Below are 14,211 nucleotides of genomic sequence, written 5' to 3' on the forward strand. Positions count from 1 at the left end.
TTGCGTGAACCTGCCCGACCGCTTCCAGCCCGATGTTGGTCTTCTCGGCTCCGGCAACAGCCCCGACATCACCTCGGCCGCTATGCGTGCCGATATTGCGCGTCACCTGCGCTACGGCTGCTCGACGCCAGCCATGTCTCCGCGATGCGCCAGGCCCGTTCATCGTCCACATCGATCCATTCAAGATCGCTGCAATCGCGGATGGCTGCGGCCCGGTCGGATGCCAGGCGCCGCATGCCCTCGGTGAGCGAGGGGGTTTCCAATCCACGGAGCGCATCGAACAGACCCCTGCCGACCGCGAAGACGCCCGTGTCGAAACAGTCGTAGAGCGCCAGGCCCTTGCCGATGCCGACCACGCGGTCGCCCTCGGTCTGGACGCAGGTCACATCGTCGAGATCGACCCAATCGTTGTCGATCCGCCGGTCGATCCCGAGCGACGCGCCGCCGCCCGTTGCGGTGTCAGCCATGCGGCCATAGAATTGTGATTCGACCAGATGGTCGCACATCGCCAGGATCGCCTCCGCACCATCCAGCAGCGGCTCCGCTGCGAGCAAGGACGAGCCGTTGGGATGGCGATGATCTGCTACCCGCACGGTCTCGACAGGGATCGGCCAGTCGTTCGCCGCGACATAGGATTCGATCGTCTCGGCTTCATAGCCGACGACCACGACAGTGCGCGCAAGCCCTGCCTGCGCCATGCCGAACACGGCATGGGCAAGCAGGGTCCGCCCGTTAACGAGGCAGAGCGGCTTGAGCGGGGCGACAGCGCGAAGGCGCGAGCCTTCGCCTGCCGCGAGAACAATGCCGGTGTCGATCATTCCGCCGCAATGGCAATGAAGTCGTCGACCGCGCGCGCCGCCAGATCGTCGGTCATCTGGAAACGCGGATGCTTGCAGAAATAGGCCGATGCCGCATCGATCGGTCCGGCCAGACCGCGATCCTTGGCCAGCTTGGCGCAGCGAATCATGTCGATGGCGACGCCGGCACTGTTGGGGCTGTCCTCGACGGAAAGGCGCAGCTCGAGGTTCATCGGCACGCCGCCGAACATGGTGCCTTCCATCCGCAGGAAGCACACCTTGTTGTCATTCTGCCACGGCACATAGTCCGACGGGCCGATATGAACATTCTCGTCTTCCAGACGCTCGGCCGCGACCGACTGCACCGCCTCGGTCTTCGAGATTTTCTTGGAGGCGAGACGGCGGTGGTTGGACATGTTCAGGAAGTCGGTGTTGCCGCCGGTGTTGAGCTGGTAGGTCCGCTCCAGCTTGACGCCCCGCTTGGCGAACAGATCGGTCAGCACGCGATGCACGATGGTGGCACCGAGCTGCGCCTTGATGTCGTCGCCGATGATCGGCACGCCGGCCTTGGTGAAGCGCTCCGCCCAAACGGGGTCGCTGGCGATGAACACGGGGATGTTGTTGACGAAGGCCACGCCTGCCTCGAGCGCGCATTCGGCGTAGAACTCGCTGGCGGCCTGCGAGCCCACCGGCAGATAGTTCATCAGCACATCGGTGTTGGTCTCGCGCAGGGCAGCGACCACTTCCGCCTTGGTTGCTTCGCGCTCGTTCGAGAGCAGGAAGGTCCGATTGTCGTCATAGTCCGCCATATGTTCGGCGACGCCGTCGAGAACGTGCCCCATCTGCACCTTGGTGCCGGTGGGAGGCACGGTTTCGCAGAAGATGGCGGTGCAATTGGGCTTGGCGAAAATCGCCTCCGATACGTCCTTGCCGACCTTGCGCTGATCAACGTCCCAGGCCGCGACGACACGGATATCATTCGGCTTATAGCCGCCCAGGTCCCAATGCATGAGCCCGACGGTCTCATTTGCGCCTTCGCGATAGTAGGAAAGCCCCTGCACGAGAGAGCTGGCACAGTTTCCCACACCAACGATGGCGATGTTAATGGCCGGCATTACTTTTTACTTCCTTCGATTTGTGAATAGTGATCCATCGACACTGTTCCGAGGCGATTTTCGACTATGCGATGCTGGAATAGTCCAAGGATAAGGATGATGTTCAGTGGAACGAGTTCGAACCACCAAAACAGGCGTGGATTGCCGATGAGGCAGGCAAGGAAAATCGCATAGACCCGAACATTGGCGGACAACAGGCTCATCAGCCGCATGGGCTTGGCGGCCAGGGCTCCATAGGTCGCCGCAAGGTCTGCGGGAGCGGGGTGGTGCTGCATCACATCGTCGAATCGCGCGGCGATTCGATCCAACATTCCCCAGCCAAAATCATACAGGCGAATGAACGGATTGCGGCTGGGCACAGGAAGAGTGATCATCGCCACCGCCTTGCAACGACGGTGAAAGCGGGCCCGTTCGCTCTCGTAGAGGTTGGACTGCACCATATGGGCGACGCCCGCGGCGACCGCCAGTGCCCAGCCTTCCACCGTGCCGATCGACAAGGCCAGCGAAACATAGATCAGGATGAATACGCCGTGGTCACACAAGCCGTCCAGCACGCGCCCCAGCGGGCTGGCGGTGCCCGTGGCCCGCGCGATCATCCCGTCCAGGCCATCGGCGATGAGCCAGCCGACGGACAGCAGCAAGCCGGCAAGGGCGAACGGCCAAATTTTCCACTGCGCGTAGGCGAGTGCCGCCACCGTGCCCAAGGCCAGCCCGCCCACGGAAACGGCGTTGGCGGATATCCCACGCGCAAGGAACCAAGGCAGCAGGCGGCGCGCTGCTGGATGGATAATCCACAGGTTTGTCGGATCTTCTATCCGACGGTCTCGTGACAGGTCGGTGATTGCAAGCGTCATTGAAGCGTAATCTACGGGTTAAGGTGTCCGTTCAGCAAGCGATTTGCAACGGCCCGTCACCGCAGGTTCAGTCAGGCCCCGAGCGCAGTCGTGGCAATGGCCTGAATCCGGCGTCCGCCGGTCGACGAATTGGCGGTGACTTTCGTTGGAGTTTGCTGATAAGGAACGATTTGCGCCCGCCCCAAACCCATCCTTTCGACCTCTCCGGACGATCGGAATGTCGGTGACAGTAGACCCATATCCGTGCCGAATGCAGCGAGACACACTGCCATGAATGTCCAATAATGGGTGTTTCTCCTCTGATAGCGGCGATGCTCCTAGCCAGCGGCCCTGCGGCGGCGGACGGGGAAGGCTCGCCCGACGAACTGATCGCGGTGCCGGTCCTTTCCGTCGTCCTGCCCGCTGTGGATGCCCAGTCCACCGCGCCGGGGCAGGCCACGGTTGCGCAGAGTCCGCCGCCGGCTGTCAGCGCCGTACCCGAGCCGGGGCAAGCCACGAGTGCGCCGGCTCAGACCGCGCCGCAGGCTGCCAGTGCCGCACCCGAGCAAGCCCCGCAAACGACTCCAGCAGATGACGAGATCGTCGTCAGCGCCAGGCCGCGTCCACCGCGCGAGGATCCTCTTCAGGAGGTGAACCTGAAGACCTATGCCGTGGTGCAAACAGCCGACAAGCTGGTCGTCGCACCCGCTGCCAAGACTTATTCCAAAATAGTACCGTCTTTTATTCGCGCGGGATTGCGGCATTTCTTCAATAATTTGAACGAGCCGGTCGTTTTTGTAAACTATCTCCTGCAGCACAAGATCGGGAAAGCATTCGAGACGGTCGGGCGCTTTGGAGTCAATTCGACGCTCGGCATTGCCGGTGTGGTCGACGTGGCTAAAAAGAAGCCGTTCAAGCTTCCCAAAAGGCGCAACAGCTTCGCCAACACGATGGGCTTCTATGGCATCAAGCCGGGGCCCTTTCTTTTCCTTCCGCTTGTGGGACCGACGACGGTGCGCGATCTCGTCGGCTTGTCCGTAGACAAGCTGCTACTGCCCTCGACGGTCGGAAAGCCCTTCAACCGCGTCTGGTACACCTTGCCGGCCACCATCATCGGAACGTTGGACGACCGGGTTGAATTCGCCGACAAGCTGCAGAAGTTCCGCGACTCGCCGGATCCATATGCGGCTTCTCGCGCATCCTACCTCCAGTCCAGGCAGGCGGAAATCGACGCGTTGCATGTCCACGGCCACCGCCAGCGCCAGCGTAAGCCGGAGGTGCAGCCGGACACGCCTGCAGCGCCGCCGCCTCCGAATGGCGCCAAATGACCGCTGACGGGTCGTCGCCTGAGACACCCGACGCACAGAGTTCCGATGGAAATGCACGGCTCCAGCGCGGAGCGCTGGCGGTGGGCGGCGGATTCGCGATCAAGTTCGGGGCCCGCATTTCGTTCCTGCTGGTGGCGGCGGTCCTATATGGCGCGACGCTGTATGGCGCGTACAGCGTCGCGCTCGCCGTCGTTGAAGTTTCCATCACCATCGGCGGTGCGGGCATGAAGACCATGCTTTTCCAGATCCTGGAAAATGCGGAGCATTCGACTTCGCCGGGTGACCGTCTGCTCGAAATGGGCCTGATCGTCGTCAGTGTCAGCCTGCTGGTCACGGTGCTGATTGTTGCGTCCATATTGCTCTTGCCGGGCCTGGGACTGGTCGGCTGGACCCTGATAGGGATGGCGCCGCTCATCACCGGGCAAGCGCTGCTGGATCTGCTGCTTGCGGCAACGCGCTGGCGGGGGCTTGTCCGCTACGAGGTGCTCTGCAGAAGCATCATCGAGCCCTATGTGGCGGTTCTGGTGTCCGTCGCTGCTTTCTGGCTCAGCGCACCGCAATTCGGGCTCGTGCTGGGCTATGCCGCCGGCACGCTTGCGGCCATCGTCTTTGCGCTGTCGGGGGTGCTGCGGAGCTTCGACATGCGCGGCGTGACCATAAGGCCGTCCGGTTTTCAACAGCTGTTCGCCACGATGCGCCGCAACAGCTGGGTGACGGCGACGGATTGCGTCACCGCGCTTGCAGAGCGGGTCGACCTGTACATCGTCGGTCTGATGCTGGGGGATGCGCCCGCAGGCATCTATGGGGTGGCACGGCAGGTGTGCACCCCCCTTCGGCAGGTGCGCCAGTCCTTCGATGCCCTGTTGACGCCCATCGTCGCGCGGGAATTGAGAGTTTTCGGTCTCGATCGGGCGCGCCGTACCATTGCCGATGTGAGCAGGAAGATCTTGGATCTGCAGTTGCCGACCTTCCTGTTGATCGCCGGCATGGGCGCGGCAATCCTGCACCTCCTGGGCGGAAATTATCCTGCCGCCTATGCCCCGATGCTGATCCTGTGCCTCGCCGAGATTCTGCAGGCCAGCTTCGGCATTGCCGATCTGCTGTTTGCGTATCGTGCGCCGGGCCGCGGGCTTGCGATCACGGCTGCAGGCACGGCCATCGGCATGGTGGCGTCCTTCGCCCTCGCGCGGTTCGGAATGGTCGGCATCGCCTCGGGGCTGTTGCTGGGGTACAGCGCCAAGGCATGGATCCGGCGAAGAATGATCCAGTCCAGCTTCTCGGTTTCTTCGCCGCTCCGGCCGTTGATCCCGACAGCGCTCGCGTTCGCCGCTGGCGGGGCAGTGATCCTGGCGGCGGTCACCAACCTTGATCTGACCGCAATAGTGCCTGCTGTCGCCGCCACGGTTATCACGGCGGCTACTTTCTTCGCAACCAGAAGATTCGCTGATCGCAGATTCCACCTTCAGCTGGTTTGAGGAGTGGGCGCCCTGCCCTCGGCGCGCGAGCCGGTGCCGCAAACAAGAAGTCACAACGCATCCGCCTCGTGTAGACACAAAGGTGCGACTCATTGGCCACACTTGAGCAAAAATTTCAACCTCACCCGCCCCACCCGTTGTAACCGGTTTCATCGTTATGTAACCGGTTACAAACTGTTGCTGGTCAGCCGGTCGGCTGCCTCCAAGGCTGCAGCGTAACGAAAAAAGTGAGGTGAGGATGACGAAGAAGACCGCGCGCACGCGTTTGACCTGCACATCTGCATTGGTTGCATGCGCTGCCCTGTTCATGTCAGCGCCGGTCGCTGCGCAGACGTCGAATTCGACGGTTCGCGGCAACGCCCCGGCGGGGGCTACGGTGATTGCCACCGAGGTCAACACGGGCGCGGTGCGTCGCACGACTGTCAACGCTGACGGTACCTATGTCATCGTGGGTCTGCCGGCAGGTAGCTACCACATCACGGCGGGCGACGGGTTGAGTGCCGACGTCGCGCTATCGGTCGCCTCGGTTTCCGTGGTGGATCTCGAACCTGCGACGGGCGCAAATGACAAGGATACGATCCTCGTCACGGCCAAACACCAAACGGTGGAAGTGCGTTCGTCACAGGTCAACCAGATCGTGACGCTCCACGATATCGCCTCGCTGCCGCAGTCGACGCGCAATTTTCTCGAATTCGCCGACACCGTTCCCGGCATGCAATTCACCCGCGACCAGAAGGGCAACACTTCCATCCGTGGCGGTGCGCAGCTCGACTCGGCCGCGAACATTTACATCGACGGCGTCAGCTGGAAGGATTTTGTCGGCAGCGGTGGCGGCACTAGCGGCAGCGGTAGCGGTTTCGCCGGCAGCGGCGGTGCCAGCGGCGAAGGCGACCCAGGAAACCCGTTCCCGCAGCTCGCGATCGGCGAGTACAAGGTCGTCACCTCGAATTACAGCGCCGAATATGGCGACGCGTCGAGCGCGATCATCATTGCCCAGACCAAGTCCGGCACCAACAAGTTCCACGGCGAGATCTTCGGCAACTATACCGACCAGAACCTGCGCGCCTCGTTGCCGAGCGAGACCGACAAGGCACGCCAGTCCAGCAAGGAATATGGCGCGGCGCTGGGCGGCCCGATCATCAAGGACGTCGCCCACTTCTTCTTCACCTGGGAGCACAAGAGCCTCGCCATCTCGAACACGGTCTTCCCGAACGGGGCCGTGCCGGCGCAGGCGATCGCGCTGCTGCCGCAGGACGTGGCCAACCAGTTCGGCGCGGTAACCAACCCGTTCAAGGAGAATCTCTACTTCGGCAAGATTGACATCGAGCCGACCGCAAACGACCGGATCGAGTTCACCGGCAACCTGCGACTGGAGACCAACATCACCGGCGCCAGCGGACAGAATGCCGCGTCGACGGCGGTGCCCTACAAGAACGACGTCAAACGCGGCGACGTGCGCTGGCAGCACAGCACCGATCACTGGGTCAACGAGTTCCGGGCATCCTACCAGGATTCGAACTCCGCCGCATTGCCCACCAAGGCCGCGCCGCAGTTCCAATATTCCTGGTTCCCCAACGCACCCACGGCGTTCAACAGCGAGCAGAACAGCGCCTCGATCATCAATGTCGGCGGGCCGGGTTCGGGCGTCGGCATCGTCAACCGGCAGCGGGGCTGGACGTTCGCGGACAATCTGACCTTCTCGAACATCAATTTCGCCGGCAACCACACGTTCAAGGTTGGTGCCACCTACGGCGCGATCAAGCTCAAGACGCAGAACGCCAGCACCGACCTGACCAACGCCAGCTATTATTACGCCGTCAGCTCCGACGGGGTTGGCGCGACGCCGTGGCAGGTCCAGTTCGCCAACGTCGTGCCCGGCTATTCGCCGAACGTGACGACGACGGACAAGCAGTACAGCATCTACCTGCAGGACAATTGGGAGGTGAACGACAAGCTCACCTTCGATCTCGGCATCCGCTGGGATCATGAGGAGGTGCCGGCCTATCTGAACTATGTCACCCCCGCACCGGTGGTGGCGGCGCTCAACGGGCCGTTCTGCGGGGCGGGCGCGACGACCTGCGCGACGAACAACACCTATGCTCAGGTGCTGGCGACCAGCGTGCCCGGCGCACCCGGCATCAATATCAATGACTATGTCGGCACCGGCAGCAACCGGAAGGCGCCGCATAATTTCTCGCCGCGCATCGGCTTCACCTACGACTTCCACGGTGATGGCTCGTTCGTGCTGTTCGGCGGCTATGCCCGCACGTACAACCGCAACCTGTTCAGCACGCTGGCGCTGGAAACGACCAAGATTGCGCTCAACAACAATCCCCAGGTCTTCTTCCCGTCTGCCCAGACCCTCGATACCTTCGGCGGCGGGCAGTGCAAGACGCAGCAAGACGTCAACCCGGTCAACCACTGCTATGCGTGGAACCCGGCCTATCTGACGCCCTCGGGCCTGGCGACGCTGCAGACCAGCCCGACCTCGCACGAGGTCGACCTGATCAACAACAACATCAAGACGCCCTATGCGGACCAGTTCAGCCTGGGCATCCGCAACCGCATCGGCGATTGGAACACCCAGGCGACGCTTGCCTATATCGCGAGCTACGACGGCATCTACGGCCATTGGGGCGGACGTTATGCCGACGGCTCCTTCTACCAGAACGGCAGCCAGTGGGGCGCCCAGGGCGTGCCGGGCATCGGCTCGCTGATCCTGTGGGACAACGGCTTCAAGGACCGCAACTTCCAGGTCTCGCTGGCCGCGCAGAAGCCCTACACCAAGGCATCGGGCTGGAGCGCCACCGTGTCCTACACCTATTCGGCGGCGGCACAGAACAACTCCTATGCCTATGGCTCGGCAGGCAATATGTACCTGTTCGATTACCCGACGATCGCCGGCTATCCGACGCTCCGCTCGACGGCGGTGCCACGGCACCGGCTCGTGATGACGGGCACCTACGATCTGCCCTGGGGCATCCAGTTCGGTGGCAAGGTGTCGCTGGCGACGTCGCAGTCGGTCAGCCAGATCTATGGCTGCAACACCGGCATCGCGGGCTGCAACCCGTACAACGCGATCGGCGGCGGCACCGCCGGCATCGCGATCCTGAAGCCGAACGATTTCCTCGGCTACAAGGACATCGACGTGCAGTTCACCAAGAACTTCAAGCTGGCCTATGGCGCCACCGCCTATGGCCGCATCGATATCCTCAACCTGTTCAACTGGAAGAACTACGATCCGGCCGCGATCGTAACGTCCAGCACCAACGGGCTGCCGACCTCGGCTGCGTTCGACACCAGGGGGGCGATCGTGGGGACACCGTTCATGGTGAAGTTCTCGGCCGGGTTGCGGTTCTGATCCACCCCGGACGAGGCGGGCGCTCCGATCCCTGCGGAGCGCCCGCTCTTCTTTTTGTGAAACACCAGGAGCCGGTAGAGGCCGGGTGCGTCGCGGGCCGGAATCGCGCGCCGCCTAGTTCGAGGATAGGATGCAACAGCAGCTACCACAGGCGCCGATCCGCAGCATTGCGGTGATCGGCGGGGGATCGGCCGGCTGGATGACGGCAGCGGCGATCTCCAAGTCGTTCGGGCGCTCGATCCGCGTCACGCTGGTCGAATCCGAGGAGATCGGGCTTATCGGCGTCGGCGAGGCGACCGTGCCGCACCTCTCCGCCTTCAACCGCCTGCTCGAAATCAACGAGGCGGAGTTCATCCGCCAGACCCAGGGCAGCTTCAAGCTGGGCATCCAGTTCAACGACTGGGGCAAGATCGGCGACAGCTATGTCCATGGCTTCGGCACGATCGGCCGCGACCTGGGGCTGCTGCCCTTCCACCAATATTGGCTGAAGGCGCGCGCGGCGGGCAAGGCGAAGGACATCAGTGCCTATTCGCTCAACACGCTGGCCGCGCCGCTCGGCAAGTTCATGGTGCCGCCCAGTGACGCGCCCGGCAACACGCCGCTCGCCGAAATCGCCTATGCCTATCATTTCGACGCGGTCCGCTATGCCGCCTTTCTGCGCCGCCGCGCCGAGGCGCAGGGCGTTACGCGCATCGAGGGCAAGGTGATCGCGGTCAACCGCAACGGCGAAACCGGCTTCGTCGAAAGCGTCACGCTGGAGCGCGGCGAGGCGGTCGCCGCCGACCTGTTCGTCGATTGCACCGGCTTTCGCGCGCTGCTGATCGGCGACACGCTGGGGGTTGGCTTCGAGGACTGGACGCACTGGCTGCCGTGCGATCGCGCGCTGGCGGTGCCCTGCGCCAAGGTGGGGCCGCCGACACCCTATACCCGCTCCACCGCGCGGCCGGCGGGCTGGCAGTGGCGCATCCCGCTCCAGCACCGCACCGGCAATGGCTATGTCTATGCCAGCAACGCGATCAGCGACGATGAGGCCGCGGCGTTCCTGCTCGCCAACCTCGACGGCGAGGCACTCGGCGACCCGCGGCTGGTGCGCTTCACCACCGGCAAGCGGCACAAGCTGTGGGACAAGAACGTCATCGCGATCGGGCTTGCCGGCGGCTTTATCGAGCCGCTGGAATCGACCGCAATCTACCTGATCCAGGCGGGGATCAACCGGCTGATGGCGCTGTTCCCGGATCGGCACTGCCACCCGGCGCTGCGCGATACCTACAACGCGCAGAGCCAGTTCGAATATGAGCGGATCCGCGACTTCATCATCCTCCACTATTGTGCCACCACGCGCGACGACACCGAGTTCTGGAACCATGTCCGCACCATGGCGATCCCGGAGGCGCTAGCGGCCAATATCGCGCTGTTCCGCGCCAACGGGCAGTTCTTCCGCAACGGCACCGAGATGTTCGGGCTGACCAGTTGGGTGCAGGTGATGCTGGGGCAAGGGATCGAGCCGCAGGGCTATCACCCCGCGGTCGACTGGGTGCGCGACGCGGACATGTTGGGGCTGGTCGGCCATGTCGAAAAGGTGATCGCGGCGAATGTCGGCCTGATGCCGCAGCACGCGGATTTCATCGCTCGACACTGTTCGGCATCGCCTTGCTAAGGGCAAAACGATGCTAGCGCAGCGGGTCGGACGGTAGCGTGTCGGACAAAAATGAGGCTCGCCTCCGGGTGAAAAAACGAGTCGGCGATAAAGCGGTCCGAGTAGTCGTTCGGCTCCGCGCAGGAACATGATCCCGTCGCCGGCCCGGAACAAGCGTTCTCCAGCCGTGGTTTCGCCAGCAATATCAGCACCCAACGCCCCACTGCACCTCGTCGCACTCCTGGTTGGTGTGGGTGAGAATGATGCGAGGTCGCCGGATCGACGATCCGCTCACGTTCCCTGCGCTCGATCCGCGGCGCAATTCGCTGTCATCTTCAAGGAACGTTCCATCAGGGCCATTGCGGCGTAATGTTCAATCCGCCCGCCCATACACGAGATCCTCACATTGCCGATCGGCGTAGAGAGCTTTCGCCACCGACCAATTCGAGCCGGAAGCGACGAATAACAACATTCCTAAAATTCTTTGTGTAATTGCTGAGCATATCGATCGGTCGCCCGTCATACCTTTGTAATCAAAAAAACGGGGACGACATGCTGGACAGGATTGGATTTGGTCCCATTGCGGGCCGCACGAGCATGCTGGCGCTTGCGATCGGGATGGTGTCGACGGCGCTTGCGGTCACGCCGGCGCTCGCGCAGCAGGGCAACGCCAGCCCGGCGGACACCGGTGCCGTCGTCGCTGGCGATGCGGCAGCGCAGACCGTCGTTCCGACCGACCAATCCGCGCCGCCGAGCAGCGGACCCGAGATCATCGTCACCGGCACCCGCATCGTGCGTCCCAATCTCAAATCCGCCAGCCCCATCACGAGCATCACCGCGTCGGAGATCAAGGCGCAGGGCGCGGTCAACCTCGAGGAGGTGACCAACCGGCTCGGCCAGGTGCAGCCGGACGCGCAGCAGAACTACCAGCAGAGCAACGGCCAGCAGCGCGGCGTCAAGCTGCGCGGGCTCGACTTCAACCGCACCCTGTCGCTGATCAACGGCCAGCGCATTGCCGGCACCGAAAGCGTCGACATCAACCTGCTGCCGACCTCGCTGGTCGAGCGGATCGACCTGCTGACCGGTGGCGCATCCTCGGTCTACGGATCGGACGCAATCGCGGGCGTGGTGAACTACATCATCAAGCGCGACTTCACCGGCCTGCAGCTTTCCGGAAACTACAGCTTCTACAACCATGACAACCGCGACAACGCCTCCACGCCGGTGGCGCAGCGCTACGGGATCCCCACGCCGAGGGGCATGACCAATGACGGCGGCCGCGCCGATCTGAGCGTCACCTACGGCCACAACTTCCTCGACGACCGGCTGAACATCTCGGTCTACGGCACCTACCGCACGGCCGACGGCATCCGCTTCCGCGACCGCGATGCCTCGGGCTGCCAGCTCCGTCGCGACACCGGCAATCCGCTGCGCGTCAACAACCTGATCTGCGGCGTCACCGCCGCCTCGCCCAACGGCACGCTGACGGCCAACGGCGCCAATTATTCGAACGTCACCGGCAGCCCGGGCACCTTCGCCCCCGCCTCCACCATCCCCGGCTATGCCAACCAGGCGGATCGCCTCGCTGCGCGAGGTTATGAGCGCTACAATGCCGGCGGCTTCGTCAACTACAAGGCCTCGCCCGCTGCCGAGATCTCGCTCGGCGTGATGTACCTGCGCGATACGTCCGAGAACCTGCTCTACGGCCCCTATGTCCAGGGCAGCTACCAGGTGAACTGCGACAATCCGCTGATGTCGCCGTCGCAGGCGCAGGCGATCTGCGGCGCGCGGGCGGGGAGCGCCGGCTATGCCCCGCTCGGCGTGCAATATGGCTTCCCCGGCCTGGCCGGCGACCGCGACAAGGAGACGTTCCGCAACACGCAGACGCGGATCAACGCCTCGGTCCGCGGCGAGATCGCGGAGGGCTGGCGCTACGATGTCGGCGGTGTCTATGACGAGAGCCGCCAGCTGTGGAAGCCCGGCGGCAACCCGGTGGCGCTGCACGTCAACAACGCGCTCGACGTGGTCAATGTCGGCGGCACGCCGACCTGCCGCTCGGTGGTCAATGGCAGCGATCCGAATTGCGTGCCGCTCAACGTGTTCGTCGCGAACAACCCGGGTAGCGCCGCGCTCAGCAACTATCTGTTCAACGAAGGCCTGGGTGTCAGCGATCTTCGTGCGAAATTCTACGACCTCACCGCCAATCTCACCTCTGACCTGACTCGCTACGGCATCCGTTCGCCTCTGGCGGAACAGGGTCTCGCGCTGGCCTTCGGCGGAGAATATCGCAAGCAAGAGGAACGCGGGCTGCAGAACGCCCGCTTCATCGAAGTCTATGGCGGCGTCCCCGATCGCTTCGCCAGCCAGGACGTCGTGGAAGGCAATGTCGAGGCGCAGCTGCCGCTGGTGCAGAACGTGTCGCTCATCAAGCTGCTGCAGGTGAACGGCGGCTATCGCCTGTCGAAGTACAGCACCAACTCCCAGACCTTCAGCACTTGGAAGGTCGAGGCGGTCTATTCGCCGAGCGAGGACATCACCTTCCGCTTCGGCCGCAATCGCGCGGCGCGCGCGCCCGGGCTTCGGGAAGCCAACCAGACCGTGGGCTTCCAGAACGCGACGATCGTGGATCCGTGCGCTAGCATCGACGGGGTTGCCCCGCGCGCCAGCCGCGAGGCATGCCGCCTGACCGGCCTGCCCGACAATCTCTACGGCAACGGCCTCGCCGCCGGCATTCCGGGCAGCATCCGGTGCGTCGACGATGTCTGCCGCCAGCGGAACAACGGCGTGCCGATCGCGCCCGAAGACGCCCGCACCACCACCTTCGGCTTCGTGCTGACGCCGCGTTTCCTGCCGCGCTTCAGCTTCTCGGTCGATCGCTACATCATCCAGGTCAACAGCGTGATCAGCTATCTCGGCGCGAGCTTCGCGGTGGACGGCTGCGTGATCACCAGCGATCCCTATTACTGCAGCCGCCTCGTCCGCGATCCGGTGACCTACCAGCTGACCAACTCCGGCACCTCGGCCGGCTATATCCAGGGCGGCAACCTCAACGCCTACCGCCTCTATGCGAGCGGCTACGACTTCCAGGCGCAATATTCGCTGCGGCTGGGCGAGAAGCTGGGCAAGCTGGACATGCTGATGAACGGCACCCTGACCACCGACCAGGGCGGTCAGGCGGCGGTCAACCAGCCGCGCACCAACTGCGTCGGCTATTTCGGCGGGTCCTGCTCGCAGCCTACCCCGCGCTGGGTCCACAATGTGCGCGCGACCTATTCGACGCCGAACGAAGCCTTCTACGCATCGATTGCCTGGCGGTATATCGACGGCACCACGGCCGGCCAGAATGGCGGCCCGCTCTCGACGCCGGCGACCGCGGTCACCGACTTCGCCCGTATCCCCGCGTACAATTATTTCGACCTGTCGCTGGGGGTGCATATCGCCAAGCGGCTGACGCTGACGACCGCGATCAACAACCTGTTCGATCGCCAGCAGCCGATCATGACCAACACCTATGACTATGCGCTGTCGCGCGGCAACACGATCCCGCAGCGCTACGACACGCTGGGACGGCAGATCTCCGTCTCCGCCACGACGCGGTTCTGATGTCGATGGCCGCCCGCGCACCCGCTCGGGCGGCCACCGTCTGCCAAGATCTGGAAAAGGCCC

At 63.6% G+C, this 14,211-nt stretch carries 8 protein-coding genes; 5 read left to right on the forward strand and 3 right to left on the reverse strand.

What is annotated here, in order from left to right; all coding sequences use genetic code 11:
* Positions 1-80: 80 nt before the first annotated feature.
* Genes ACTJKY_RS14670 through ACTJKY_RS14680 form a run of 3 tightly spaced genes read right to left on the reverse strand, consistent with a single transcriptional unit; the run spans position 81 to position 2,766 of the window.
* The gene (locus tag ACTJKY_RS14670; protein WP_440846875.1) at positions 81-818 is read right to left on the reverse strand and encodes an NTP transferase domain-containing protein; all 738 of its coding nucleotides are present in this window, start codon (positions 816-818) and stop codon (positions 81-83) included.
* A complete protein-coding gene (locus tag ACTJKY_RS14675; protein ID WP_440846876.1) occupies positions 815-1,912 on the reverse strand; it encodes an inositol-3-phosphate synthase in 1,098 nt (365 codons plus the stop codon). The genes ACTJKY_RS14670 and ACTJKY_RS14675 overlap by 4 nt, the downstream gene beginning before the upstream one ends.
* Complete coding sequence (locus ACTJKY_RS14680; protein WP_440846877.1) at positions 1,912-2,766, reverse strand: CDP-alcohol phosphatidyltransferase family protein; 855 nt, start codon at positions 2,764-2,766, stop codon at positions 1,912-1,914. The genes ACTJKY_RS14675 and ACTJKY_RS14680 overlap by 1 nt, the downstream gene beginning before the upstream one ends.
* Positions 2,767-3,050: 284 nt before the next feature.
* Here ACTJKY_RS14680 and ACTJKY_RS14685 point away from each other — a divergent pair, with 284 nt between their 5' ends.
* The 5 genes from ACTJKY_RS14685 (at position 3,051) to ACTJKY_RS14705 (ending at position 14,148) form a co-directional block, all read left to right on the forward strand.
* The gene (locus ACTJKY_RS14685) at positions 3,051-4,073 is read left to right on the forward strand and encodes an MlaA family lipoprotein (RefSeq protein ID WP_440846878.1); all 1,023 of its coding nucleotides are present in this window, start codon (positions 3,051-3,053) and stop codon (positions 4,071-4,073) included.
* Between the two features lie 80 nt (positions 4,074-4,153).
* Positions 4,154-5,548: a lipopolysaccharide biosynthesis protein gene (locus ACTJKY_RS14690; protein ID WP_440846879.1), complete on the forward strand. Its 1,395-nt coding sequence runs from the start codon at positions 4,154-4,156 to the stop codon at positions 5,546-5,548.
* Between the two features lie 307 nt (positions 5,549-5,855).
* A complete protein-coding gene (locus ACTJKY_RS14695) occupies positions 5,856-8,909 on the forward strand; it encodes a TonB-dependent receptor (RefSeq protein WP_440846880.1) in 3,054 nt (1,017 codons plus the stop codon).
* Between the two features lie 130 nt (positions 8,910-9,039).
* Entirely contained in the window at positions 9,040-10,566 is a 1,527-nt protein-coding gene (locus ACTJKY_RS14700; protein WP_440846881.1) for a tryptophan halogenase family protein, read from the forward strand.
* 576 nt (positions 10,567-11,142) lie between these two features.
* On the forward strand, positions 11,143-14,148 hold the full coding sequence (locus ACTJKY_RS14705; protein WP_440846882.1) for a TonB-dependent receptor domain-containing protein: 3,006 nt from the start codon (positions 11,143-11,145) through the stop codon (positions 14,146-14,148).
* The last annotated feature ends 63 nt before the right edge of the window (positions 14,149-14,211 follow it).

Origin of the sequence: Sphingomonas sp. 22176 (assembly GCF_052045505.1) — a bacterium.
Classification (GTDB): domain Bacteria; phylum Pseudomonadota; class Alphaproteobacteria; order Sphingomonadales; family Sphingomonadaceae; genus Sphingomonas.

Excerpts from the sequence above, each read along its gene's own strand:
- ACTJKY_RS14670 (WP_440846875.1), bottom strand. The coding sequence starts at position 818 with ATGATCGACACCGGCATTGTTCTCGCGGCAGGCGAAGGCTCGCGCCTT.
- ACTJKY_RS14695 (WP_440846880.1), top strand. The coding sequence starts at position 5,856 with ATGTCAGCGCCGGTCGCTGCGCAGACGTCGAATTCGACGGTTCGCGGC.
- ACTJKY_RS14700 (WP_440846881.1), top strand. The coding sequence starts at position 9,040 with ATGCAACAGCAGCTACCACAGGCGCCGATCCGCAGCATTGCGGTGATC.
- ACTJKY_RS14705 (WP_440846882.1), top strand. The coding sequence starts at position 11,143 with ATGCTGGCGCTTGCGATCGGGATGGTGTCGACGGCGCTTGCGGTCACG.
- ACTJKY_RS14680 (WP_440846877.1), bottom strand. The coding sequence starts at position 2,766 with ATGACGCTTGCAATCACCGACCTGTCACGAGACCGTCGGATAGAAGAT.
- ACTJKY_RS14685 (WP_440846878.1), top strand. The coding sequence starts at position 3,051 with ATGGGTGTTTCTCCTCTGATAGCGGCGATGCTCCTAGCCAGCGGCCCT.
- ACTJKY_RS14675 (WP_440846876.1), bottom strand. The coding sequence starts at position 1,912 with ATGCCGGCCATTAACATCGCCATCGTTGGTGTGGGAAACTGTGCCAGC.